This is a genomic window from Hungatella effluvii (assembly GCF_003201875.1).
Taxonomy (GTDB): domain Bacteria; phylum Bacillota; class Clostridia; order Lachnospirales; family Lachnospiraceae; genus Hungatella; species Hungatella effluvii.
Genome location: NZ_QJKD01000004.1, coordinates 273,736 through 295,697 on the forward strand (window position 1 = coordinate 273,736; position 21,962 = coordinate 295,697).

The 21,962-nt window shown below is 45.5% G+C and carries 19 protein-coding genes; 14 read left to right on the forward strand and 5 right to left on the reverse strand.

Going from position 1 to position 21,962, the window contains the following annotated elements:
• Positions 1 to 119: 119 nt before the first annotated feature.
• The 4 genes from DFR60_RS09860 (at position 120) to DFR60_RS09875 (ending at position 3,266) form a co-directional block, all read left to right on the forward strand.
• On the forward strand, positions 120 to 1,178 hold the full coding sequence (locus DFR60_RS09860) for a hypothetical protein (protein WP_110322747.1): 1,059 nt from the start codon (positions 120 to 122) through the stop codon (positions 1,176 to 1,178).
• Positions 1,179 to 1,229: 51 nt separating this feature from the next.
• A complete protein-coding gene (locus tag DFR60_RS09865; protein WP_110322748.1) occupies positions 1,230 to 1,718 on the forward strand; it encodes a phage holin family protein in 489 nt (162 codons plus the stop codon).
• 133 nt (positions 1,719 to 1,851) lie between these two features.
• A complete protein-coding gene (locus DFR60_RS09870) occupies positions 1,852 to 2,631 on the forward strand; it encodes a hypothetical protein (protein WP_110322749.1) in 780 nt (259 codons plus the stop codon).
• Positions 2,632 to 2,834: 203 nt separating this feature from the next.
• On the forward strand, positions 2,835 to 3,266 hold the full coding sequence (locus DFR60_RS09875; RefSeq protein ID WP_243005030.1) for a hypothetical protein: 432 nt from the start codon (positions 2,835 to 2,837) through the stop codon (positions 3,264 to 3,266).
• 67 nt (positions 3,267 to 3,333) lie between these two features.
• Here the strand turns inward: DFR60_RS09875 and thrS are convergent, their stop codons facing one another.
• The 3 genes from thrS to DFR60_RS09890 form a co-directional block, all read right to left on the reverse strand.
• On the reverse strand, positions 3,334 to 5,235 hold the full coding sequence (gene thrS, locus DFR60_RS09880) for a threonine--tRNA ligase (protein WP_110322750.1): 1,902 nt from the start codon (positions 5,233 to 5,235) through the stop codon (positions 3,334 to 3,336).
• Between the two features lie 373 nt (positions 5,236 to 5,608).
• Positions 5,609 to 8,269 (reverse strand): Hsp70 family protein, encoded by a 2,661-nt coding sequence (locus tag DFR60_RS09885; RefSeq protein ID WP_110322751.1) that lies wholly within the window; start codon positions 8,267 to 8,269, stop codon positions 5,609 to 5,611.
• 3 nt (positions 8,270 to 8,272) lie between these two features.
• Positions 8,273 to 8,596, reverse strand: coding sequence for a Pepco domain-containing protein (locus DFR60_RS09890; RefSeq protein WP_110322752.1), 324 nt, complete (start codon positions 8,594 to 8,596; stop codon positions 8,273 to 8,275).
• Positions 8,597 to 8,734: 138 nt separating this feature from the next.
• Here DFR60_RS09890 and DFR60_RS09895 point away from each other — a divergent pair, with 138 nt between their 5' ends.
• The 5 genes from DFR60_RS09895 to DFR60_RS09915 all read left to right on the forward strand — a co-directional run bounded on the left by DFR60_RS09895 (position 8,735) and on the right by DFR60_RS09915 (position 14,907).
• Positions 8,735 to 9,769, forward strand: coding sequence for a leucine-rich repeat protein (locus DFR60_RS09895; RefSeq protein WP_110322753.1), 1,035 nt, complete (start codon positions 8,735 to 8,737; stop codon positions 9,767 to 9,769).
• A 62-nt stretch (positions 9,770 to 9,831) separates the two neighbouring features.
• The gene (locus DFR60_RS09900; protein WP_110322754.1) at positions 9,832 to 11,151 is read left to right on the forward strand and encodes a vWA domain-containing protein; all 1,320 of its coding nucleotides are present in this window, start codon (positions 9,832 to 9,834) and stop codon (positions 11,149 to 11,151) included.
• Positions 11,148 to 12,653 carry an AAA family ATPase gene (locus DFR60_RS09905; RefSeq protein WP_110322755.1) on the forward strand — a complete coding sequence of 502 codons (1,506 nt, stop codon included), beginning with the start codon at positions 11,148 to 11,150 and terminating at the stop codon, positions 12,651 to 12,653. The genes DFR60_RS09900 and DFR60_RS09905 overlap by 4 nt, the downstream gene beginning before the upstream one ends.
• A 184-nt stretch (positions 12,654 to 12,837) precedes the next feature.
• A complete protein-coding gene (locus tag DFR60_RS09910) occupies positions 12,838 to 13,050 on the forward strand; it encodes a DUF378 domain-containing protein (protein WP_002605301.1) in 213 nt (70 codons plus the stop codon).
• Between the two features lie 381 nt (positions 13,051 to 13,431).
• Positions 13,432 to 14,907 carry an aldehyde dehydrogenase family protein gene (locus tag DFR60_RS09915; RefSeq protein ID WP_002605300.1) on the forward strand — a complete coding sequence of 492 codons (1,476 nt, stop codon included), beginning with the start codon at positions 13,432 to 13,434 and terminating at the stop codon, positions 14,905 to 14,907.
• 172 nt (positions 14,908 to 15,079) lie between these two features.
• Here the strand turns inward: DFR60_RS09915 and DFR60_RS09920 are convergent, their stop codons facing one another.
• Positions 15,080 to 15,664 (reverse strand): P-loop nucleotide/nucleoside kinase family protein, encoded by a 585-nt coding sequence (locus DFR60_RS09920; protein WP_034533437.1) that lies wholly within the window; start codon positions 15,662 to 15,664, stop codon positions 15,080 to 15,082.
• A gap of 174 nt (positions 15,665 to 15,838) precedes the next feature.
• Between DFR60_RS09920 and DFR60_RS09925 the strand changes: the two genes are divergently transcribed.
• The 5 genes from DFR60_RS09925 to DFR60_RS09945 all read left to right on the forward strand — a co-directional run bounded on the left by DFR60_RS09925 (position 15,839) and on the right by DFR60_RS09945 (position 20,363).
• Positions 15,839 to 16,219 carry a zinc ribbon domain-containing protein gene (locus tag DFR60_RS09925; protein WP_110322756.1) on the forward strand — a complete coding sequence of 127 codons (381 nt, stop codon included), beginning with the start codon at positions 15,839 to 15,841 and terminating at the stop codon, positions 16,217 to 16,219.
• A 193-nt stretch (positions 16,220 to 16,412) separates the two neighbouring features.
• Entirely contained in the window at positions 16,413 to 17,018 is a 606-nt protein-coding gene (locus tag DFR60_RS09930) for a DUF6064 family protein (RefSeq protein ID WP_110322757.1), read from the forward strand.
• 186 nt (positions 17,019 to 17,204) lie between these two features.
• On the forward strand, positions 17,205 to 18,005 hold the full coding sequence (locus DFR60_RS09935; RefSeq protein ID WP_110322758.1) for a CPBP family intramembrane glutamic endopeptidase: 801 nt from the start codon (positions 17,205 to 17,207) through the stop codon (positions 18,003 to 18,005).
• 559 nt (positions 18,006 to 18,564) lie between these two features.
• Positions 18,565 to 19,749 carry a polysaccharide deacetylase family protein gene (locus DFR60_RS09940; protein WP_110322759.1) on the forward strand — a complete coding sequence of 395 codons (1,185 nt, stop codon included), beginning with the start codon at positions 18,565 to 18,567 and terminating at the stop codon, positions 19,747 to 19,749.
• Positions 19,750 to 19,874: 125 nt separating this feature from the next.
• Positions 19,875 to 20,363 (forward strand): hypothetical protein, encoded by a 489-nt coding sequence (locus DFR60_RS09945; protein WP_110322760.1) that lies wholly within the window; start codon positions 19,875 to 19,877, stop codon positions 20,361 to 20,363.
• A 114-nt stretch (positions 20,364 to 20,477) separates the two neighbouring features.
• Here DFR60_RS09945 and DFR60_RS09950 read toward each other — a convergent pair whose 3' ends face one another.
• Entirely contained in the window at positions 20,478 to 21,908 is a 1,431-nt protein-coding gene (locus DFR60_RS09950) for a sulfatase family protein (protein WP_110322761.1), read from the reverse strand.
• Positions 21,909 to 21,962: the final 54 nt, after the last annotated feature.

Sequence of the window (21,962 nt, forward strand, 5' to 3'; positions counted from 1 at the left end):
AGAATTATTACACTATATTTTTGTGCTATAAATTAAAATTACATACCACGACCAATTATTAAAAATAGCGTTTAGAATTAAAACTGATAATTCTGATTATGAGCAGGAAGGAGTAGAACATGGGAAAAGTTATTATAGCTTTAGGTGGTGCTGGAGGGATTGATCAGGAAGACTGTACGGCAGGAAGAGCACAGGTACTGTCGGGTTACACTGCAGGTGTATATGGAGAAGACGATCCAGCGCCTGGAAGTATGCCAGAGAGAGGATCTTGGACAGCTAGTGTAGGTATAAATGAGTCGGTTGCTATACCTGATGGTCACCACAGCGGTACAGGTAGAGTTACAGGCCCTGCGGTAACATTGCGCGGGGCCTGGAACGGTTCTGTAGGACTGAATGCACAGACTGCTGTTCCAGAGGGATACCACAACGGTGGGGGTAAAGTAAATGGTCCTAGTGTCGCATTCCAGAATGCAGATGTATCTGGAACAGATCGGGCATATGCAACAGGAATCAGTGCCTGGGGAGGCTGTGTGAATCTGGGGGTAAGAAATAAACATTACCTTAACGGGGTTAACTGGATACAGGCAGATTTACCGGGCTTACAGGCTGGGAATATCAGACAGGGCATAAATATAGGCGGCTTAGCTGGGACAATGGTTGATTATTCCTATTTGGCTGCAGGGCAAACGTCTTTTAATATGGGAACTTATTCGGGTGTATTGGCGAATGGGTTCTGGGCACAGTACACAATACAAAATTACGATGATGGCAGCATAAATCTTAGAGCCTATAAAACTGCTTCTGAAAATTACATGATTTTATCAAAAAAATCCATTCATCTAGGCCCTTTTAGTAAAGTACGAATAGAATTTTCACCAAAATTTTATAAGTCAGAATCGTATTCATGGTTTGAAATCATATGTGGATTTCTTCCTAAAACATGTTATTACAATGGCTATCAGATACTTGACAGTGCTTCGAGCACAGGGCGGCCGTCCTTTACCCCATATATTGATCATTATAGTGAATGGAATAAGAACGGAGTTTATGTATATGAATTGAATATTTCTTCAAACTATAAAAATGATTTTTGGTTTTTTTGCATACAAGGCGCAATGAGCACAAACAACTATCGAACAAATATGATCTCATTAAGAAAAATAGAATTTTTAACCTAGCAGTCTGCCGCCCATAAGCGGCCTATTTTATTTCAAGAGAAAGGACTTATTATGAAAAAAGAATATGTAATTGTAGTTCAGGGAATTTCGGCAGTTTTGGGAGCATGGTTCTCTGACAAGCTGGGAATTCTGTTTCCGGTTCTGTGCATTCTGATTACCATGATGGTTGTGGATTATATCACAGGAATGCTGGCAAGCAAGGTAGAGGCAATTGATCACCTGGGTGATGACCGATTTGGCTGGACATCAAAGAAGGGGGCTAAAGGAATTATAAAAAAAGTAGGGTATCTCTGTGTTATTGCAGTGGCTATGGTTGTGGATTATATAATCGTTATGATTTCAAAGGATTTAGGTTTTAAGATGCCTGTAACAGCCTTCTTTGGGCTTTTGGTGGCTGTTTGGTATATACTTAATGAATTGCTGTCTATTATTGAAAACACTGGGAGAATGGGTGCTAACGTGCCAGATTGGTTGTGTAAGTACATAGCAGTATTGAAGGACAAGATTGACAGCGCTGATTATGGAATTGACGGAAAATAGTGATAACAGTCGATACTCCTGTCCGACAGGGCGCGTGATGGCGTTGTTGCAATATCGCAACTTATAATACTGCAGTTTTTTGTAGGAGGGGGATGGAAGCAATCCTGGAACTGTTTTTATGGAGGTTAGTAAGATGAGCAAGACAAGAAATGGACTGATAGAGCATTGCAAGAATAAGATTGACACACCATATGTATTCGGCGCCAAGGGAGAGTTAATGACTCAAGCCCGTATTGACCAGCTGGCGCGCGAGAACCCCGGCACTTATACATCTGCTTATAAGAATAAGGCAGCTAAATACATTGGTCAGCACTGTACGGACTGCAGCGGACTTATCAGCTGGTACACGGGCCGGATCAGGGGAAGTTACAACTACCATGATACTGCAGCAGAGCGGATAAACATCGACCATCTGGATGAATCCATGATTGGTTGGGCTCTCTGGAAGCCAGGACATATAGGCGTGTTTATTGGTGATGGCTGGTGCATCGAAGCAAAGGGGATTAACTACGGGACGATTAAGAGTAAAGTATCGGCAACAGCCTGGCAGAAGGCGCTGAAACTGTGTGATATTGACTATTCAGCTGATCAGGAGCCTGTAACATATCGTGAGGGCTTCTATCCGACTGCAGATGGTCATAGATGGTGGTATCAGTATTCTGATGGTTCTTATGCCTGCAACGGCTGGTACTGGCTTCGAGAGGCCACAGACGGTACGTGTGGTTGGTACCTGTTTGACAGAGAGGGATACATGCTTACAGGATATCAGCTGGATCCGGCAGGAGAGGCGTTTTTGCTCTGTCCAGTAAAGGGATCCGATGAGGGCAAATGTATGATTACTGATGCCAGGGGCGTACTGCAAATTGTGGAGAATTATGATTTTGATAAGAGACGGTATAAGGTTGAGTGGTAATAGAAATGATGGCTGGCAACATTTTACCTGATTTATAACCTATAAACTATGGGTTCCGATACTTATGACTACCCATAGCTGCAGCCTTGATAAATATGGATTTACATATGTTAAAATATGAACTGACAAAGGTATTGGCAGTATGAAGTTCAGCATGAGGTGTGGCTTGAAGACGTTCGAAGTCTGAAGTCAGAACCACCGATATGAACGTCATAACAGCGGAGATTGTTCTGAATGAGGAAGGGCTCAATACAATTCGGTACCATGCAAAAAATGCTGGAAATGCCCAGCTAATTGTTGTAGTACCCAGCGGAGCTGCCGTGAACATGGGAACCTTTTATGTTATGGACGCCAGGGGAGACGGGACCATAGACGGAGGATGGATACAGGAAAATGACCAGTGGAAATACAAGAAGGGCGATGGAAGCTTTTTAAGCAGTGCCTGGCTGATGGATAAGGGAAAACGTTATTATTTTGGAGAAGACGGCGTTATGGCTGTAAATCAGTGGCTGAAAGGCTGGTTCTGCTGGTATTACGCCGGACCGGATGGGGCCATGATGACCAATACTGTCACGTCTGACGGGTATGAACTGGACGACACAGGGGCGTACTATGATCCAACGATGAGCGATTAAGAAAACAGGGAGAACGGGGTGGTGGAAACAGCCCCGTCCTCCCTGCCTGTTTATGAGCATTCTTTATTTACTTTCGTTCTTCAATCTCTTTCTTCAGCATTTCTGTAAACTCATCCAGCGTCATGATGACATTTTCACCGGAATCGCGGTAACGGACTGCCACCGTCTGATTCTCCTCCTCCTTCGCTCCTGCCACCAGCATATACGGAACCTTCTCAAGCTGTGCCTCGCGGATCTTGTAGCCGATCTTTTCAGGACGTTCATCGATCTCACAGCGGATGTGGCTCTTCTTTAAGGCATCGTACACATTTTTTGCATATGCTGCATTCTTGTCGGAGATCGGGAGCACCTTTACCTGAACAGGAGCCAGCCAGGCCGGGAATTTTCCTGCATAATGTTCGATCAGAATGCCGATGAAACGCTCAATGGAACCCAGCAGTACTCTGTGAATCATGATCGGGCGGTGTTTCTCGCCATCCGCACCTGTATATTCCGCCTCAAACCGCAGCGGAAGCTGGAAATCAAGCTGTATGGTACCGCACTGCCAGGTGCGGCCTAAGGAGTCCTCTAAGTGGAAGTCGATCTTCGGACCGTAGAAGGCGCCGTCGCCTTCGTTGATGATATAGTCGTATCCCATCTCATCCAGCGCTTCTCTTAAGCTGTTTGTCGCCATCTCCCAATCCTCGTCGCTGCCCATGCTGTCTTCCGGGCGGGTGGAGAGTTCGACGTGGTATTTAAAGCCAAACATATTGTAAACCTCGTCGATGAGGCGTACCACGCCTTTGATTTCATCGGTGATCTGATCCGGCGTCATGTAGATATGGGCGTCGTCCTGTGTGAAGCAGCGAACCCGCATGAGGCCGTGGAGCGCGCCGGATTTTTCGTGGCGGTGTACCAGGCCGAGTTCTCCCATACGCAGCGGCAGATCACGGTAGGAACGCGGCTGGGATTTGTAAACCAGCATACTGCCCGGACAGTTCATGGGCTTGATTGCAAATTCCGTATCGTCAATGGTTGTTGTATACATGTTTTCCTTGTAATGATCCCAATGGCCGGAAGTCTCCCATAGAGAGCGGTTTAACATGATGGGAGTGGCGATTTCCACGTATCCCTCGCGCTCATGGATCTCACGCCAGAAGTTTGTCAGCGCATTTTTTAACACCATGCCCTTCGGCAGGAAAAATGGAAATCCCGGGCCTTCGTCCATAATCGTAAACAGACCGAGTTCTTTTCCCAGTTTCCGGTGATCGCGTTTTTTCGCTTCCTCAATTCTGGTTAAATATTCCTCTAAATCAGAGGCTTTGGGGAACGATGTGCCATAGATTCTGGTCAGCATCTTATTGTGCTCGTCACCGCGCCAATAGGCGCCGGCGATGGAGGTCAGCTTAAATGCCTTCACAGGACCTGTAGTCATTAAATGCGGCCCCGCACAGAGGTCGGTATATTCGCCCTGACGGTAAAAGCTGATGGTCTCTTCTTCCGGAAGATCCTCGATAAGCTCGACCTTGTAAGGCTCATCCTTCTCCTTCATGAGGGCGATGGCTTCCTCACGCGGAAGCGTAAAATACTCCAGTTTTAAGTCTTCTTTGACGATCTTCTTCATTTCCGCTTCTAAAGCTTCTAAGTCCTCCGGAGAAAATGGTTCCGGGCGGTCGAAGTCATAGTAAAATCCGTCGGCGATAGACGGTCCGATGGCCAGCTTAGTCTCCGGAAACAGCCTTTTGACGGCCTGCGCCAGAATGTGGGAAGTGGTATGATGGAAGGCCGCCCTGCCGCCTTCGTCTTCAAAGGTCAGGATCGTAAGCCCACAGTCCTCGGATACAATGGTACGCAGATCCGCCGGTGTTCCATCGATCTCCGCGGCACACGCCTTTTTCGCCAGGCCGGCGCTTAAGGATGCCGCAATCTCATAGACGGACAGCGGGCTGTCAAATTCTTTTACTTCTCCATTTTTTAAAGTTACTTTCATGATGATCCTCCTTATACTCTGATATTTATGATGCTTTTTCGTGAGACGTGATTGGTTCAATCCACATTTGTTTATTGTTAAAAAGAACAAAAAACACCCCTGGACAGAATAATCCTGTCCAAGGGTGCATGAATGTCGTATGCACGGTTCCACCTTGATTTTTCACTCGTGGCCAAACGTGAGACACTGCTTCCTTAACGCAGAAGATACGCCGCCATTGGTTTGACGGTGCTCGGGAGTGGTGTTCGCCATACTGTACGGAAAACGGCTTTCAGCAGGTATGCCGTTTTTCTCTGTCTCGCATTTAGAATGGGTACTGGTTCCGTCAACGCAACTTTTATGATTCTTAGAGTATACCTTTCTTTTTTATTTGTCAAGAGGGAATGACTCTAAAAATTTCGTTTTCATAACTGGTAAATAAATTATTCTTTTCGCATATTACAGTAAATGTTTCTTCACGGAGCCCTGGAGGTAGATAACTGGGCTTATTTTTATATAAATTATTTAATTGTATTTCGTAAATACAATTTTTGACACGGTCTATCAATAAAGCAAGAAGTGTTCTATTTGCATCTGAGTCTATGTATAATTCCAATTCAGCATTGCAGCTGCCTTCAAAATCCAGAGCTTTATAAAAAATCGTTTCTTTTTCTTTGTTTGGATAATAGGCACCTAATTGTAATTCCTGATCACATTTAATAGAAAATGAATGAATTTTATAAAAAGGGATGGTAAGGCCAAAATCCGTTATACAGAGATCTATGGATTCTAAGCTGTTAAAGGTGATTTCCAGCTGCGATATATCGGTTCCAAAGTAATATCTTACTTTTGACATCTTTCTTTCATTGACCCATAATTCAATATTACCAGCATATTCATACAAGGAAACGAGAGTGAATGCAGATTCCTGTTTGCTTATGAAGTATGATAATAATTCTTTTCGCTCCTTGCTTTGAAACAAGCCAGTGATGGAGACTGTACAGGACTCCCTTATGAGACAGGACAGAAGTTTGTTCCGTAAATAGGTCATTGATTCAGTTGCAATAGTTGGTGTAACATCTGACAGAACGAGAGAAGGGCAGGAGGAAACCGTTATAATATAATACAAACAATCCAATAGTAATATATCCGCCGGATTGTTCTTTTTTGTGCCTCCATAGTACGACAATCCATTTAGTTTGCCGGCATAAGTACAGAGCCCTTCAATGACAGCTTTTTCACAGAAGGTTTCAATCAGGCAAGCAGTTGGATACCTGTCTTTTAATAACTGTTTCACTGAACAAATTTTCGAACCGATACCTCCCAATAAAATGGAACTGACAGTTAGGGGGGCTTCTGTCTGATTATACTGTTTAATACTGTCCAGGACAGCGGAGATTCGTGCGTTTAAAGGTTCTGTTATTTGCAGAAAATCATTGTAAGTAATAGTCTGCTTATAGTCTGCCAGACTCCCGTCAGATAATTCTATGTCGCCAAGTATGATGGTGACAGAGGCATTTGTATTCAAAAGTTTTTTTGCCCGTTCAGCCTCTTTTAAAATAGTTTCCTCTAATTTGCCTGCAACTTTAGCCAGGGGAAAACATTTCAGTAAATTCTCACGAATAGCATCTGAAAGCGCCATATCATAATCCAGGCCGCCTAAAAGATGATCGCCTGAAATGAAGAGCGTTTCATAAACGCCATCACCAACTTCCATAACGGTGATATCCAGTGTTCCTCCGCCCAGATCTACAATTAATGATGTCTCCGCGTGAGAGGAAGGCTCGGGAAGATTTAATGCGGCACAGCAAGGTTCTCCAATCGTTCTTATTAAATGCAGCCCCATGTGAGATATAATACTTTCCATAGCATGATTTTGAAGAAAGTGAAAATTGGCTGGAGTAGATACCATGCAGTTTGTCACTTTTATCTGATAATATTCTTCTGCATTTCTTATCAAGGATTTCAGAAAGAGTAGCGAGATCATCTCTACAGAAAGCTTAAGACCGAATATTTCATGGTATTTACCAAACCCTAAATCGCGCTTAAAGTTACGAATGGTGATATACTCATCATCTCCAATTTTAGTTATAGATTTTTCTCCTGTAACATATTGATAAGACTTGTTAAAGCTAATACTGGTAGGTACAAAAATGGAACCTGAAAAGGAGGGGATCAGCTCGTTGCCAGTTTCTAAAGGAGCAGCAATTATAGATTTTGTCATGCCGAAGTCAATGGCAAAAATAGTTTGGCTGCTTATGCTTCTTCCACAGAAAGGCACAGGACTTCGTAACTCAAAGAAAATGTCTTTTGTAAGACTGCCTATAAGAAAAACATTCTCTAATCCCTGATTTTCCGTGCATGTATAAGGTTTTTGTTCAGGTTTTCCATATTTTTTACAAAGAGAAGGAACTGATTTTGTAAGATTATCGGCCAGTTCTCCTACAGTTCTGCAGCCGCCTGTTTCACTTAAAGCCTGGCCTAAGCAATATGTAAATATACTGGCCTTTAGCTGTTCTTCTTCAAAGGAGTTTTGATTTAGACTGCAGGAATAAAAAACAGCTATTCCATTTAAGTACTTATTTGCCGGATCAAAAGTAAAGTTTTCGACCAACGATTTGGAGTCAATAACAGATTTACATGCATCTAAAAATAGAATAATATTATTGGAATTTAAATTTTTCAGCAGCCGGCATATTAAATCCAGGGATAATGCGGTATCTTCCAGACAGCCTGGGCAGGTGTCGGCCGTAGTTAAGTAATCTTTATTATCAAGATAGGATCGGAAACCATGACCGGAGAAATAAAAATACAAATTGTTAATTGACATTTGTTTTGATTGTAAATCATATAAACAATGAATAATATTGCTTCTGGTGGGGCGGTTAGACAGCTGGGAGGCTGAGTCTGAAAAGCAGATGACATTATGGGGTTCCAGTCCGCAATAGAAGGTTAAACTGTGTTTCACGATCTCCAAATCATGTTCAGTATAAGTCAAAGGATTAATCACATGGTATGAAAATGTCCCACATGCAACTAAAACAGCCAGATCCATATTCTAATTTCCCTTCTTTTTAAATGTCAATTTTATACCGCTTCCGGCTCCGGCTTCCAGCGAACCAATAAGACTGATTTCTCCCTGTATGGATATATCAACAGAGACTTCAAATTCAGATAGTTCAAAGTCAGAAGCAGGTAAATCTATATCTGTCAGACTTTCTGTTACTGCTGCACAAAATGTTTTTAAATTTTCTGAAAGGATCTGACTGCTGACTTTACATTTTGACAACATATGGTTCTTTGCATTCTCCATAAGGCTTTTACTTCCAGGTATCTCTTCTACTCCAATGATCGAGATCTGATATTCTTGATTGTTATCCACTGTTCGATTCTCCTTCCATGTATTACTGTTAATTCTAACATAATAATATAAATTTATCCATTGCAATTACCTGACATTTCTGTTATATTCATCTGTTATACAATAGATCCGTATAACAGAAAGGCAGGACGTCTTTTCATGTTTTTATATCAGATAAAGAACGAAGCAATCGCAATACTCGGCTGCAGAAGCTATGACGGCCTGGTCGAGATTCCTGAGACAATAGATGGAAAACCGGTAACAGAGCTGGCGGCATACGCATTTTCCGAGGGATGGGGACGGCGGGAAATGCTAAAGGCAGCGGGAAAGATTCTGCTGGCCGACGCCGAAGGGAATGCACAAAACGGAATGGAAGCGGAGATGAATGCCTCCAGTCCCGAGGCTGTCGAACTGCCGCCGGTGGCATGCTGCGGCCACTTAAAGGAAATCATTCTTCCGCGGACGATTAAAAAAATCGGCAACTACGCATTCTATAACTGTTTTGAACTGAATACGATCCGGTGCTATAGCACGATCGAAGATGTAGGATCCGGCCTGTTTACCGGTTGTGCCAGCATCAGACATATGGATGTTCACATAATTCCAGGCCGCCGTTCCTGTTTTAAGGAACTGATATCAGAATTGAGACAGGAACTTTATGTAAACTACTATATGGAATCGGAATTAACTTCACCACCTGCAAAATCAGCTCTCCAGGCAAAACTGGTATTTCCGGAAATGTTTGAAGAATCCGTGGAAAATACACCCGCCCGCATTATCATGCGGGAAATGCATGGATGCGGCCATATGTACCGCTACTGTTTTGAGCAGACTGAATTCCGTTTTTCCAAATACGACGCGCTGTTTCCCCATATCAAAGTTCAGGAGCCGGAGCGGGTCGTCTGCTCCCTTGTTATGGGGCGGCTTAAGTATCCTTTGGAATTGATGGAACCGCATCGAGGGGCGTATGAGGAGTATCTGAGGGAACACATGGGTGGGGCCGCGGAGTGTGCGCTGACGGCGGGAGACACGGAAACTTATTCCTGGCTGGCGGTCCATTATGCGGACCGGAAGGAAACTCTGGATGAGATGATCGAACTGGCCGGCCGGGAAGGTGAGACGGAGGCACTGAGCGGCCTGATGGATCTGCGCCACCGGCGTTTTCCGGCAAAAAAACGGACATTTTCGCTGTAGGCATTTAAAGCAGGAAAACAATAAATCAATAAAACAATAAATAGAAGGGCAGGTGAAGCCAAATGATAGATCCTTTGCGGCAGCAGCAGCTCGACGAGCTGGAAGAGGTAGAAATCTGCCACGATATTCTGACAAATTCCAGAAATGAATTGTATTTAAATTTTCGCTATCTGGACGTGGCCTTAAGCAGCCTTGGATTTCTGGCGGACCGCGCGGGGCGCGGAGTGGCAACGGATGGATTTCTCATCTATTACCAGCCGGAGCATTTGATGAGTATGTATAAACGGGGGCGGGTCCTGATTAACCGGGCCTTTCTTCACATGGTATTCCACTGCCTGCTGGGCCATATGGATACGCGGGGAAAACGGGCGGTCCCGTACTGGAATCTGGCCTGTGACATTGCCATAGAATCCATCATCGATGAATTTTATGTAAAGAACGTATACCGCCATCAGTCGGTTTTCCGGAGAGAAGTATACGCGAAGCTGAAGGAAAAGCTCCGGGTTCTGACGGCGGAGGGCATCTATAAGTCGCTTCAGGACATGGATTTAACCGAAGAGGAATACGAGCGCATGGCGGCAGAGTTTTACGTGGATAACCATGACCATTGGGAGAGGGAAGAAGATCCCAGGATCCGACAGGAGCGCCAGAATAAGTGGCAGAATAACAGAGAGAAGATGCAGACAGAGATGGAATCCTTCGGTGAGAAGGACGCGGAGGACTTCAGAAGCCTGTTGGAGGCCGTGCGGGTTGAAAACCGGGAACGGTATGATTATAAGCAGTTTCTGCGCAGGTTTTCTGTACTTCGCGAGGAGAACGAGGTGGATCAGGATTCCTTCGACTATGTGTTTTATACGTACGGAATGGAACTATACGGCAATATGCCGCTGATTGAACCGCTGGAATCGAAGGAGGTTCACCGCATTGAAGATTTTGTGATCGTGGTGGATACTTCGATGTCCTGCTCCGGGGAGCTGGTGCGGCGGTTCCTGGAGGAGACGTATTCCGTGCTCTGTGAATCCGAGAGCTATTTCCGGAAAATCAATATCCACATCATACAGTGCGATGAGATGATCCGGTCCGATGAGACGATTACCAGCCAGGACGAAATGAAGGCCTATATGGAGAACTTTACTATATCGGGATTGGGCGGAACTGATTTCCGGCCGGCCTTTGAATACGTGAATGGACTGATGAATCAGGGGAAATTTAAGAAACTCAAGGGGCTTTTATACTTTACTGACGGAAAGGGAATATACCCTGTCCGAATGCCCGCCTATGACACGGCCTTTGTCTTTGTGGAAGGGCAGTATGAAGATGTATCCGTCCCCGCGTGGGCGATGAAAATTATCCTGACAGAGGAGGAAATAAATCAATTATGAATATAAAACGAGCCAAGGAAGAGATAAAGGATACTATTGAGGCGTATCTGCTGAAGGATGAGTACGGCGCCTATGAGATACCATCTGTCCGTCAGCGCCCGGTTCTGTTAATCGGACCGCCGGGGGTGGGCAAGACGCAGATTATGGAGCAGATATCGCGGGAATGCGGAATTGGGCTGGTGGCCTATACCATTACTCATCACACCCGGCAGAGTGCCATTGGACTTCCGTTTATTGTTAAGAAAGAATATGGCGGTAAGCCGTACAGTGTGACGGAATACACCATGAGTGAGATCGTGGCATCCATTTACAATAAAATCGAACAGACCGGTCTTTCGGAGGGAATTCTGTTTATCGATGAAATTAACTGCGTTTCGGAGACGCTTGCGCCTGCCATGCTGCAGTTTTTACAGTGTAAGACATTTGGAAACCATCAGATTCCGGAAGGCTGGATCATTGCAGCGGCCGGTAATCCGCCCGAATACAACAAATCCGTAAGGGATTTTGACGTGGTGACCCTGGACCGGATTAAAATGATTCACGTGGAGCCGGACTACGAGGTATGGAAGCAGTATGCGTATGAACAGTCGATCCATCCCGCCATAATCTCCTATTTGAACGCGAGGCCGGAATCATTTTGCCGGATTGAGACAACGGTAGACGGCCGTCTGTTTGCTACTCCGCGAGGCTGGGAAGATTTATCACGATTTATTGAAGTATATGAAAAACTCGGAAAAAAGGCGGATCGGGAGGTGATCGGACAGTATCTCCAGTACCCGAAGATAGCCAAGGATTTCTCCAATTACCTGGAACTCTATTATAAATACCAGGACGATTACCAGATCGATGAAATTTTAGCAGGCTCGATTCGGGAAAATCTCTGCAATAAGCTAAAACGTGCCCAGTTTGACGAGAAACTGAGCGTAATCGGTCTCCTGCTCTCGAAGCTGAACAGCGGATTTAAGCAGGTGGTAAAAGATGTGGAAAAGCTGGAAATTTTAATGGAGGAGTTAAAAAAGCTGCATGATGGAAGTCTGGACGGAGATATGGAGGAACGTCTCCTCACGGTGCAAAAGGAATTTAAACAGGTCTGGGAAAAGAAGCGGGAAGCCGGACTTTTAAACCGTCAGAGTGATTACCTGCACCGGGATGTGGAACGGATTCTGGAGCAGTATGAAAAAGAGCTTCGTTTCGCAGAAGCTCCGGATGCGGATGCGGCGTGGGAAATGGTAAAGTCTTACTTTGGCTGTGAGCGGGAGCAGTACGAAAAACGGTTCGACGAGAGCGGAGCCATGCTGGAACACGCCTTTGATTTTATGGAGATATCCTTTGGCGACAGTCAGGAAATGGCAGTGTTTATCACCGAACTGAATACGAATTACTACAGCATAAAATTCCTTCAGGAATATGAGTGCCAGAGATATTACCAGTATAACGAGCGCCTTTTGTTTAACCGCCGGGAGGATGAGATAAAGGAACGGATCGACCATCTGGGAAAATGACAGGTGGTGCGGATTGTCTGTTAATTTAGTACAAAGTGTATAAAATCCCAAAAACTTCCCCATAATAAAAAAAGAAAGCCACTTCAATGAGAAAGGAAATCATTTTCTCCTCTGAGAGGCGGCAGTTATCGCACGCGGGCGGGGAAAAACAGCCGCCGGGTGCTCACAACAAGGAGGTAGTGCCATGGGTAACAAAGCATTGGACTATACAGCCCTTACCATCGCCATTATCGGCGCGGTAAACTGGGGTCTGGTAGGCTTCTTCAATTTTAATCTGGTGTCATTCCTTTTCGGCAGCATGTCCTGGATTTCCAGAATCGTATATGCGCTGGTCGGAATCTGCGGATTATACCTGCTCACCTTTTATGGTCGCTCAGAAGTAAGTACAGAAAGATAGTAACAGGAAAACGGCGGGAGAATTGCCTGGGCCCTTGAGGCTTCGGCGATTCTCCTGCTTTTTTGTGCAGCAGGAAAGTGCCTCTGTTACAAAAAAGCCCTCCGTGCAGGAGGCACACTCCGCGCTATGGAAATATGGCCGCTGAAGCGACCGTGCTCCAATTTTTTACCTAAAAAATATTTTGATAGTTAATTAACGATCAAAACACAATTTTGTCAGAAAATGTATATTATACACAAAAATAGTTCGATTAATTGTGAATAAAATATCTATTGTTGCCATTATTTTTCGGAACTGTTATACTGAAAACAGAACAAAAGAGTGCGGCAGGGCCGCGGAGAATGCCCTGTATCAAATTTTTTATTAGAAAGGAGACGTTATATGGAAAATGCAGCAAGAGAGAGCTATAACCTGTACATCAACGGCCAATGGGTCGACGCATCCGATGGCGGTACATTTAAATCTTACTGTCCGGCGAATGGAGAATATCTGTCTACATGCGCGGAAGCTACGAGAGAGGATGTAGACGCCGCGGTAGATGCCGCATGGGCCGCGTGGGAGAGCTGGAAGAAGACGACGCCCGCAGAGAGGGCGGATGCACTGTTAAAGATTGCAGATGTGATTGATCAGAATAAGGAGAGACTGGCTCTTTTGGAGACGCTGGACAATGGAAAACCGATCAGAGAGACCATGACGATCGATATTCCGTATGCGTCCGATCATTTCCGTTATTTCGCCGGAGCGGTGAGGACGGAAGAGGGAGAGGCGGCCATGCTGGATGAGAATACGCTGAGCCTGATCTTAAGGGAACCGATCGGCGTCGTGGGCCAGATCGTGCCGTGGAATTTCCCATTCCTGATGGCGGCCTGGAAGCTTGCGCCTGTGCTGGCAGCAGGGTGCTGTACGGTATTTAAGCCTTCCAGCTATACTTCCCTAAGCGTGCTGGAGCTGGCGAAGCTGATCGACGGAATTCTGCCTCCTGGTGTCTTTAATATTGTGACAGGAAGAGGTTCGAAGTCGGGGCAGTATATGCTGGAGCATCCGGGTTTCCGAAAGCTGGCATTTACAGGATCATCCGAGGTGGGCTGCCAGGTAGGATGCGCGGCTTCGGAGAAACTGATACCGTCCACGCTGGAGCTGGGCGGTAAATCGGCTAATATTTTCTTCCCGGACTGTAAATGGGATATGGCGATGGACGGACTGCAGCTGGGAATCCTGTTCAACCAGGGGCAGGTATGCTGCGCCGGATCCCGTGTATTTGTGCATGAAGACATTTATGACAGATTCGTGGAAGAGGCTGTGGCGAAGTTTAACAGCGTGAAGGTTGGCCTTCCGTGGGAGGCGGACACGATGATGGGATCTCAGATCTACGAGGCTCATTTGAATAAGATTCTGGACTACATAGAGATTGGAAAGAAGGAGGGAGCCAGGGTAGCCTGCGGCGGTGAACGAATTACGGATGGAGAACTGGCAAAGGGCTGCTTCTTAAAGCCGACGCTGCTTGTGGACGTGACAAATGATATGCGGGTGGCGCAGGAAGAGATCTTTGGACCGGTGGCGGTTGTGATGAAATTCAAGGATGAAGAAGATGTGATCCGTATGGCCAATGAGAGTGAGTACGGTCTGGGCGGCGCTGTGTGGACCCGGGATATCAACCGGGCTGTCCGTGTCTGCCGTGCAATCGAAACAGGCCGTATGTGGGTGAATACGTATAACGCGATTCCGGCCGGAGCTCCGTTTGGCGGCTACAAGAAGTCGGGGATCGGCCGCGAGACCCATAAGGTTATTCTGGAGCATTATACCCAGATGAAGAACATCATGATTAATCTGTCTGAAAATCCATCGGGATTCTATTGATTCAATGCATGAACTGCCGGACAGACTGCCGGATACAGGAATGGAGATGAGATTCCTTGTATCCAGCGGGTCTGTCCGGCAGTAACAGTTCAGTCTTCGCTTCCAGCTGCCGGACCAGGCAGCGGCAGCTGGAAGCGAAGACTGAACTGTTACTGTCGGCATTTTATCATGTTTAGCCATTCTCTTCCAGTATCCCAACAATTCTTTTCATAGATTCCTGGTATTCCTGATCGGTCGAGTTATAGAATAAAAGAAGATCGTCGTCAGAACTGTCCGGCCGGTCAATGGCTGAGGGAATCGAAAAATCCACACCACTGATATACTTATCCCAGTTTTCCAGCTTCCATGTGTCCCGGCTGGAGTTGCGGTGTATCATGCGCTGATGGCAGATCTCGGGGGCCGTGACGACCCAGATGATCTCCAGGCGGGCGTTCTTCATTGCCAGCCGCTTCCGGAACTGATCCATATATTCCGGGTTCCGTATTTCGCGGGTAAACGGCGCATTAATCAGGACAATATCGTCATAATCCAATGCCTCCATGGCAATATTAATAATAGCCTCATATTCATAATTACGAATATTGGATTCAAAAAAGTCGGAACTCCGGTTGCGTTCCTCACCTGCCACATCGAAAATGCGGTTAGACAGGACGATCAGGGTATCTTTGTCCAGATAGACGACGTGCTTCAGATTTTTTGCCAGTTGTTTCGAGATGTAGGTTTTCCCGCATGCCGGCGGTGAGGTTACCAGTATCATTTTTTTCAAGACAAATTCCTCCTCTTGCGGCCTGTAAATGGCAGATTGTGTTGATTTACGCCTATTATAAATGGTTTGCCTGTAAAAGTTCAAGGCGGTTTTCTGTAAAGATTAATAGCAGAACAGATAAAATATGGTATAATAAAATAAATTTACGTGAGAAGGAGATTCTTTATGTTTTTCGTCTTTGGAATCAGTCAGGGAAAGAAGGCGCTGGAATACGCGAAGACCGTTATCTGCGCTCAGTGCGGCGGTTATGGGAGATATCAGGTTTTTATGACCTACTCTTATTTCAGCCTCTTTTTCATTCCCATCATAAAATGGAACCGGCATTATTACGTTCAGATGTCATGCTGCAGTACCATCTATGAACTGGATCAGGAGGTGGGAAGGCGTCTGGCGCATGGAGAACAGCCGGATATAACCGAAAAGGATTTAACGCTTGTACAGGCTGGCCGCAGAGTGTCCGGATGGAACCGGAAACGGTGTGAAAACTGCGGGTATGAGACCGAAGAGGACTTTGAATACTGCCCGATATGCGGAACGAAGCTTTAATAAGAGTCGGATGCCAGGCTTTTAATGAAATGGTGTCCCATTTAGTGCCCCAATATAGTAAAAGCCTGTGAGAAGCCTTAAAGCGATATATCTGTTTTTGAAGGAATTGTATTGGGTTTGTAGAATAAAACAAATGAAAATGGGGTAATGCGCATTTGGCAAATATTACGCAGGTAAAGGTAGGTGAACCATTATGGATGCAACTGCTTTTTGGAAAGTAATTGGTGAATACAACAGCCAGACTATAACAGTTCAAATCATATTGATGCTGTTTCTTGTACTTGGACTAATACTGTCTTATACAGGTAAAATAAAGTGGAGTGCAAAACTGGTTCTTGGTGTCGCTAACTTATACATTGGGATTGTGTTTTTTGGCGTATTTGGAACAGAACCAATTCAATTTTTTTTCGCGCTGCCGCTGTATTTGTGCTGCGGAGGGCTGTTATTATTTGAGTGCATTAAAAACAAAGATGATGTTTTGGAAAAACCCAAGAGGTGGCAAAGTATCTTGCTGTTACTGTTCGTTTTGTATCCCGCGATTTCATTTCTTTTAGGCAACACTTTTCCCCAAATGGTAACTTACATAATGCCATGCCCCATAGTAAGTGTCAGCATTGCAGTTTACTCCGGTTATCGTAGAAAGAATAGATTTTTACTTTTGCTGTTGACGATTTGGGGGCTAACCGGGATAAAATCACTAATATTTAGCGCATATGAAGATATTATTTTATTAGTTGCTGGAATATATGGTGTCTGCCTTATTTTTAATGATTATAAGGGGCGGAGCGCCAATCGGTAGTGCGTATTCCTGGTATAACGCGCATACCTTATTTTGCCGGTAACATGAGTGGCAAGCAGGGCACAACGGTACACACCTTTGTGCTTTTTCTTATTTGGGATCCCCATGAATGCAAAAATTATACTTATGCTTTGTTAAATGCAATATGAATATGTGCATCAATTTGTTAATATTAGGAGTGAATTCATGACAGATAAAAAGATTGCAATTCAATTTACAGTAGTAACATTCATCATTGCTTATGCAACGGCAGGTGCGCTTATTTTTTGGGGTCAGTTTGGTTATAGAGTCTATAACTTTACAAATACATTTGGACAATTTGCGTCAAACATCCCTTTTGCCATATATATTTTGTCGCCGGGGATTGCATCTTATTTTGTACTAAAGAAAAACAAGCGAATTACCAGCTTCAAAGGATGGCTGAAAAACGTATTTTATGTAAAAGGCAATATCTATCCCTATTTATTTGTTATGTTCGGATTGGTGATATATTTTGGCATACACCTTGCTGTTTCGGGACACGCATTAACAGAGTTTCCGCTGTATGTGTTTTTACTTTCTTTGCCTGGCAATCTTATTATCGGCGGTTTAGAGGAATCAGGCTGGATGTATATATTGCAGCCAATACTTGATAAAAAGTACGGGTATCTTCTCTCATCTGTATTTACCGGAATAATATGGATTTTTTGGCATATCCCTCTTTTTTTCATTCCGGGAACGAATCATGGAAATGGGCTAATTAACTTTGGTATGTTTGCTGTTCAATGTTTGGCTTTCCGTTTTTTCTTTGGAGCAGTCTACAAAGTATCCGGCAAAAGCCGTATATTCATGTGTGTGTTGTTTCACACGATGTTTAATGCGGCATCTGCTGTTTTTGGAACGATAACGATGAACTGGACTGGCACAATCACTGCAAATACTGCGATTATTTTTGCCTCAATAGTAACTGTTCTAATGTATTACAAAAGACATCGGCAACTATTATGAGTGTAGACACTCATACTCTTTTCACAATTTATGTACCACTCAAATTGTGAAAATCCGCTTGTTGGATGTGCCCCCCAATCCCCGTATGAATGTCTCTTGGCGGGGCAGCTGCGCGCCCGTCGGATGCTGGTCGAGCGGTATTTAGACTGCCCCAAATAGTGCCCGACTTGTTCTATTGCCTTGCAAAGAGCTATGGGAAGAAAAATAGCGGATATGCGACAATCTGGGTTTCATGCAGGTTTACGGGGTGTCTTAATAATACGGGGTAAGAGCTTTTAAGCTGTTTTTTCGGCTTCAAGCAATAAAAGATAAAGATAAATATAGAGATAAAGAAGGGCTTCCCAGTCAGCGGGAAGTCTTTTTTTGTAATTGAAAAGCGCCTCTATCACACAAAAAGCTGTCCGTACTTCCAGTAGATTCCTCTATCTGATTTACCATTTTCAGTGGTATAATACGTTTGAATTTTAATAATGTTTAAAAAGTTTCATGTAGTTGAAACTTTTTTGAATGTTGGCACGTCTAAAGGATAGATATAAGAAAAAAGACAAGAGGTAACCGAATGAAAAGAGTACATATGAAAATTAAGGCGCTGATGCTGGCGCTTCTGGTGTTTTCAGGCACCATCCAGGCTCCGGTGCAGGCGGTAATCGCCCGGGCGGAAGAGCCTGTAAAAATAAGCTATCAGGCGTTTAATAACCCTACTGCATGGAGTGATAAGCAGGCAGACGATTCGCCGTATACAGCCCCGGAGGGAACCTATATGACCGGATTTCAGGCTGAATTACTGAATCAGCCGCAGAACGTCACCGGAGGTCTGACATATCAGGTGGAGGTGGGCGGCACTGGCTGGACGGAATGGACGGCGGGAAGTGTCATGGCCGGCCGTACAGAGGGAGATGCTCCGCTTACTGCATTCCGGGCGAGGCTGACCGACGGACTGAGCAGTCTGTATGACGTCTGCTATACGGTCCAGCAGAATGGAGCGTGGACTCCCTGGGTGAGAAACGACGAGGGAACAGCCGGTCAGGAGGGAAGCGGACTTAAAATAACGGGAATACGCATGACGATTGTCACAAAGGGCGCGGCGATACCTGGAGAAAAAGCAGCCGTACAGAGCATTGACCCAAACCGCCCTATGATAGCGCTGACATTCGACGACGGCCCTCACGCACCTGTCACCAACCGGATTCTGGACAGCCTGGAAGCGAACGGAGGACGGGCCACCTTCTTCATGGTGGGAAATCGTGTGACAGGAAAGGCAAATAAGGCGGCGGTAGCGAGGATGGCCGCACTGGGATGTGAAGTAGCCAATCATACGTATGAACATAAAGCAATTACAAAACTGGGAGCAGAGGGAATTAAGTCACAGCTGGCACGAGCCAATGACAGCATACGTCTGGCGGGCGGTGTATCCCCTGTACTCATGCGGCCGCCGGGCGGAGCGAAGAGCGACGCGGCCATGAAGACCGTCGGTTCCATGGGGATGTCTGCGGTGCTGTGGTCCATCGACACCCTGGACTGGAAGACGAAAAATAAGCAGAAGACCATCGATGCGGTCATTGGCCATGTAAAAGACGGAGATATCGTGCTGATGCACGATTTGTACGGAACAACCGCGGACGCCGCAGAGGTTATCATTCCAAAGCTGAAGGAAATGGGATTCCAGCTGGTGACAGTGAGCGAGCTGGCCAGCTACAGAGGCGGTATCCAGCCGGGGAAGGTGTATAGCAGATTCCGGCCATAATCGGCTGCACCGCCTGTTTTTTATCTGGATTCAACACATGGATAAAGGAGTTGACGTGCAAGGAAAAGGCAGAGTATAATATTCAGGAGATAACGGAAATGTAGAAAGAACGGCAGGAGATCAGGATGAACGGTCATTTTATTGTTAACCTATTTAAAAGTGTGGCAGCGACAGTTGTTTTTGTGGTATTTTTCTTCTTTTCCATAGTTATGTTTCTGATAAGCCGCCCGGTTTCTGCGATACTTTTCCTGGTTATAGGGGCTGTATTTGGATACGTTGCCCTGATAAATGGGATGACTGTTAATGTGGATGAGAATGGGATCAGCAAGTCTTTGTTCGGTTTTGTGACCATGAAGTTTAATTGGGAGGATGTTGCGGAGATTGGAGTATGTGGTACAAAGGTTTTTAATAAGAATCATAAGGATAGAGTTGGAACTTTGTACGTCTATATTTCTCCCAGTCTTTTATCGGAACAGGATCGTTTTGATATGATTTTAAAATGGCCGCCAAAGGACAAAATTTATTTCGTCTTTAAACAGAAGCATCTGGAATTAATCCAGATGGTATCGGGTTTAAAAACAGAGGCATATAATACAGGAGATTTAACGGTATAATTGATATAGTAAGAGGCTGTCGCCCGGCTAAGTGTCTTAGCCGCAGCGGCAGCCTCTTTTTCTTTTGATATAATTACGGTCCGTTGTACGATGCCGCATATCTGCCCGCTCCGGTCACTGCCGGGTACCGCGGACTAAGTCGGCCGGGATGTGAAGCTGAGCCGGGTCCGCCTCGACCGCTGCGCGGCAGTGGGCAGACAATTGCGCAGCCAGTTCTTCTATGACAGAGGCATATGCCGGGTCACCGGCCATATTATAGTCCTCTGCCGGGTATTTTTTGCAGTCAACAAAGAAAATATCTTCCTGTTCTCTGGAGGGGCGGAGGCCATCTATCCGCATATTCATATCCAAACGGAACTGTCCCAGACGGATACAGGCACGGCGGGGCCACCCGTGTCCGCCAGGCAGGCGGCCGAGCTGACGGGCAGGAAAGGCACAACTGTCAGTCTCCCCATAGCCGATCGTGCCATATACAGGCTGGGAGCTGCTGTCTTCAAAAAGATTGCGGCCCTTAAACTGCGGCGGCGCCTCTATTCCGATTAGAGAAAAGAGTGTACGCGGAATGTCGATATTTGAACAGAGGGAGGTGATCCGCCGTCCCTTTTTTGGTTCCATAGGATCGGCAATGATTAAGGGAACTGCCTGGCTGGCTCGCTGGAAAATGTGTTTCCCAAGTCCGCAGCATTCTCCGCGAAGAGCGCCATGGTCAGCTCCCACTATGATGATGGTATGACTCAGGTCGCCCCGGCTCTGTAATAAATTGATGACTTTTCCTATTTCATCGTCAATCCAGCATACCATGCCATAGTAATAAGCTTTGATTGTTCTCAATTCCTTTTTCGATAAAGTTTCCAATCCGATAGTATGTGCAAATGTCTGCTCAAATTCGCTGAGATGATCGATATTGGGAAGTTTACTGTCGAACGGATAATCCCTGTAAATGGTTTCATAGCCTCGTTTGAGTATGACTGGAGAGTGAGGCTGAGTGTAGGAAATACGCAGAAAGTAAGGCTCCGACTGGCAAGACAGCCACTCCAGCGCATTTTCTGTCACCTTTTCAGGAAAGTATTCCTTGCCTTCTGGATACAGGCTGGCCGCATTAAAGGAAAGACCGCTTCGCGGCGATATTTTTTGCAGATCCTGCCTCTCGGCATACGTAAGCCCCAGTCCCATGCCGCTGCCTTCCGGGTTGTCCGTCTCAAAGGGGGTGAGCCCTGGCGGGAGATGTGTTTTTCCAAAGTTGGCAGTATGGTATCCAGCCTTTCGCAGTACCTCGGGAAATGTAATGACCGGGGCAGGAAGGGTAAATGTGGAGACTGCTGCCTCGTTGTTATATACACCAGTGTCCTCAGGATAGAGTCCTGTCATAAGGCTGGTTCTTGATGGAACACAAACGGGAGAGTTGCAGAAACAGTTTTCAAAAAGATAACCTCTCCGGGCGATCGCGTCAATATTAGGCGTATGCATGGGGCCTGCCGGGTTTCCATAGCAGCCTAAGGCATCCTGGCGCAGCTCATCACAGAAAAAATAAACAATATTTTTCATGAAAGTTCCTTCTCTTGTATGGTTATACGTATAAACTTAGCATAAAGAACACAG

Bases quoted from the DNA above. Each gene is read 5' to 3' on its own strand.
- DFR60_RS09905 (WP_110322755.1), top strand. From the start codon at position 11,148: ATGAATATAAAACGAGCCAAGGAAGAGATAAAGGATACTATTGAGGCG.
- DFR60_RS09895 (WP_110322753.1), top strand. From the start codon at position 8,735: ATGTTTTTATATCAGATAAAGAACGAAGCAATCGCAATACTCGGCTGC.
- DFR60_RS09875 (WP_243005030.1), top strand. From the start codon at position 2,835: ATGAACGTCATAACAGCGGAGATTGTTCTGAATGAGGAAGGGCTCAAT.
- DFR60_RS09935 (WP_110322758.1), top strand. From the start codon at position 17,205: ATGACAGATAAAAAGATTGCAATTCAATTTACAGTAGTAACATTCATC.
- thrS (WP_110322750.1), bottom strand. From the start codon at position 5,235: ATGAAAGTAACTTTAAAAAATGGAGAAGTAAAAGAATTTGACAGCCCG.
- DFR60_RS09865 (WP_110322748.1), top strand. From the start codon at position 1,230: ATGAAAAAAGAATATGTAATTGTAGTTCAGGGAATTTCGGCAGTTTTG.
- DFR60_RS09900 (WP_110322754.1), top strand. From the start codon at position 9,832: ATGATAGATCCTTTGCGGCAGCAGCAGCTCGACGAGCTGGAAGAGGTA.
- DFR60_RS09950 (WP_110322761.1), bottom strand. From the start codon at position 21,908: ATGAAAAATATTGTTTATTTTTTCTGTGATGAGCTGCGCCAGGATGCC.
- DFR60_RS09930 (WP_110322757.1), top strand. From the start codon at position 16,413: ATGGATGCAACTGCTTTTTGGAAAGTAATTGGTGAATACAACAGCCAG.
- DFR60_RS09915 (WP_002605300.1), top strand. From the start codon at position 13,432: ATGGAAAATGCAGCAAGAGAGAGCTATAACCTGTACATCAACGGCCAA.
- DFR60_RS09870 (WP_110322749.1), top strand. From the start codon at position 1,852: ATGAGCAAGACAAGAAATGGACTGATAGAGCATTGCAAGAATAAGATT.
- DFR60_RS09885 (WP_110322751.1), bottom strand. From the start codon at position 8,269: ATGGATCTGGCTGTTTTAGTTGCATGTGGGACATTTTCATACCATGTG.
- DFR60_RS09945 (WP_110322760.1), top strand. From the start codon at position 19,875: ATGAACGGTCATTTTATTGTTAACCTATTTAAAAGTGTGGCAGCGACA.
- DFR60_RS09940 (WP_110322759.1), top strand. From the start codon at position 18,565: ATGAAAAGAGTACATATGAAAATTAAGGCGCTGATGCTGGCGCTTCTG.
- DFR60_RS09925 (WP_110322756.1), top strand. From the start codon at position 15,839: ATGTTTTTCGTCTTTGGAATCAGTCAGGGAAAGAAGGCGCTGGAATAC.
- DFR60_RS09860 (WP_110322747.1), top strand. From the start codon at position 120: ATGGGAAAAGTTATTATAGCTTTAGGTGGTGCTGGAGGGATTGATCAG.
- DFR60_RS09910 (WP_002605301.1), top strand. From the start codon at position 12,838: ATGGGTAACAAAGCATTGGACTATACAGCCCTTACCATCGCCATTATC.
- DFR60_RS09920 (WP_034533437.1), bottom strand. From the start codon at position 15,664: ATGATACTGGTAACCTCACCGCCGGCATGCGGGAAAACCTACATCTCG.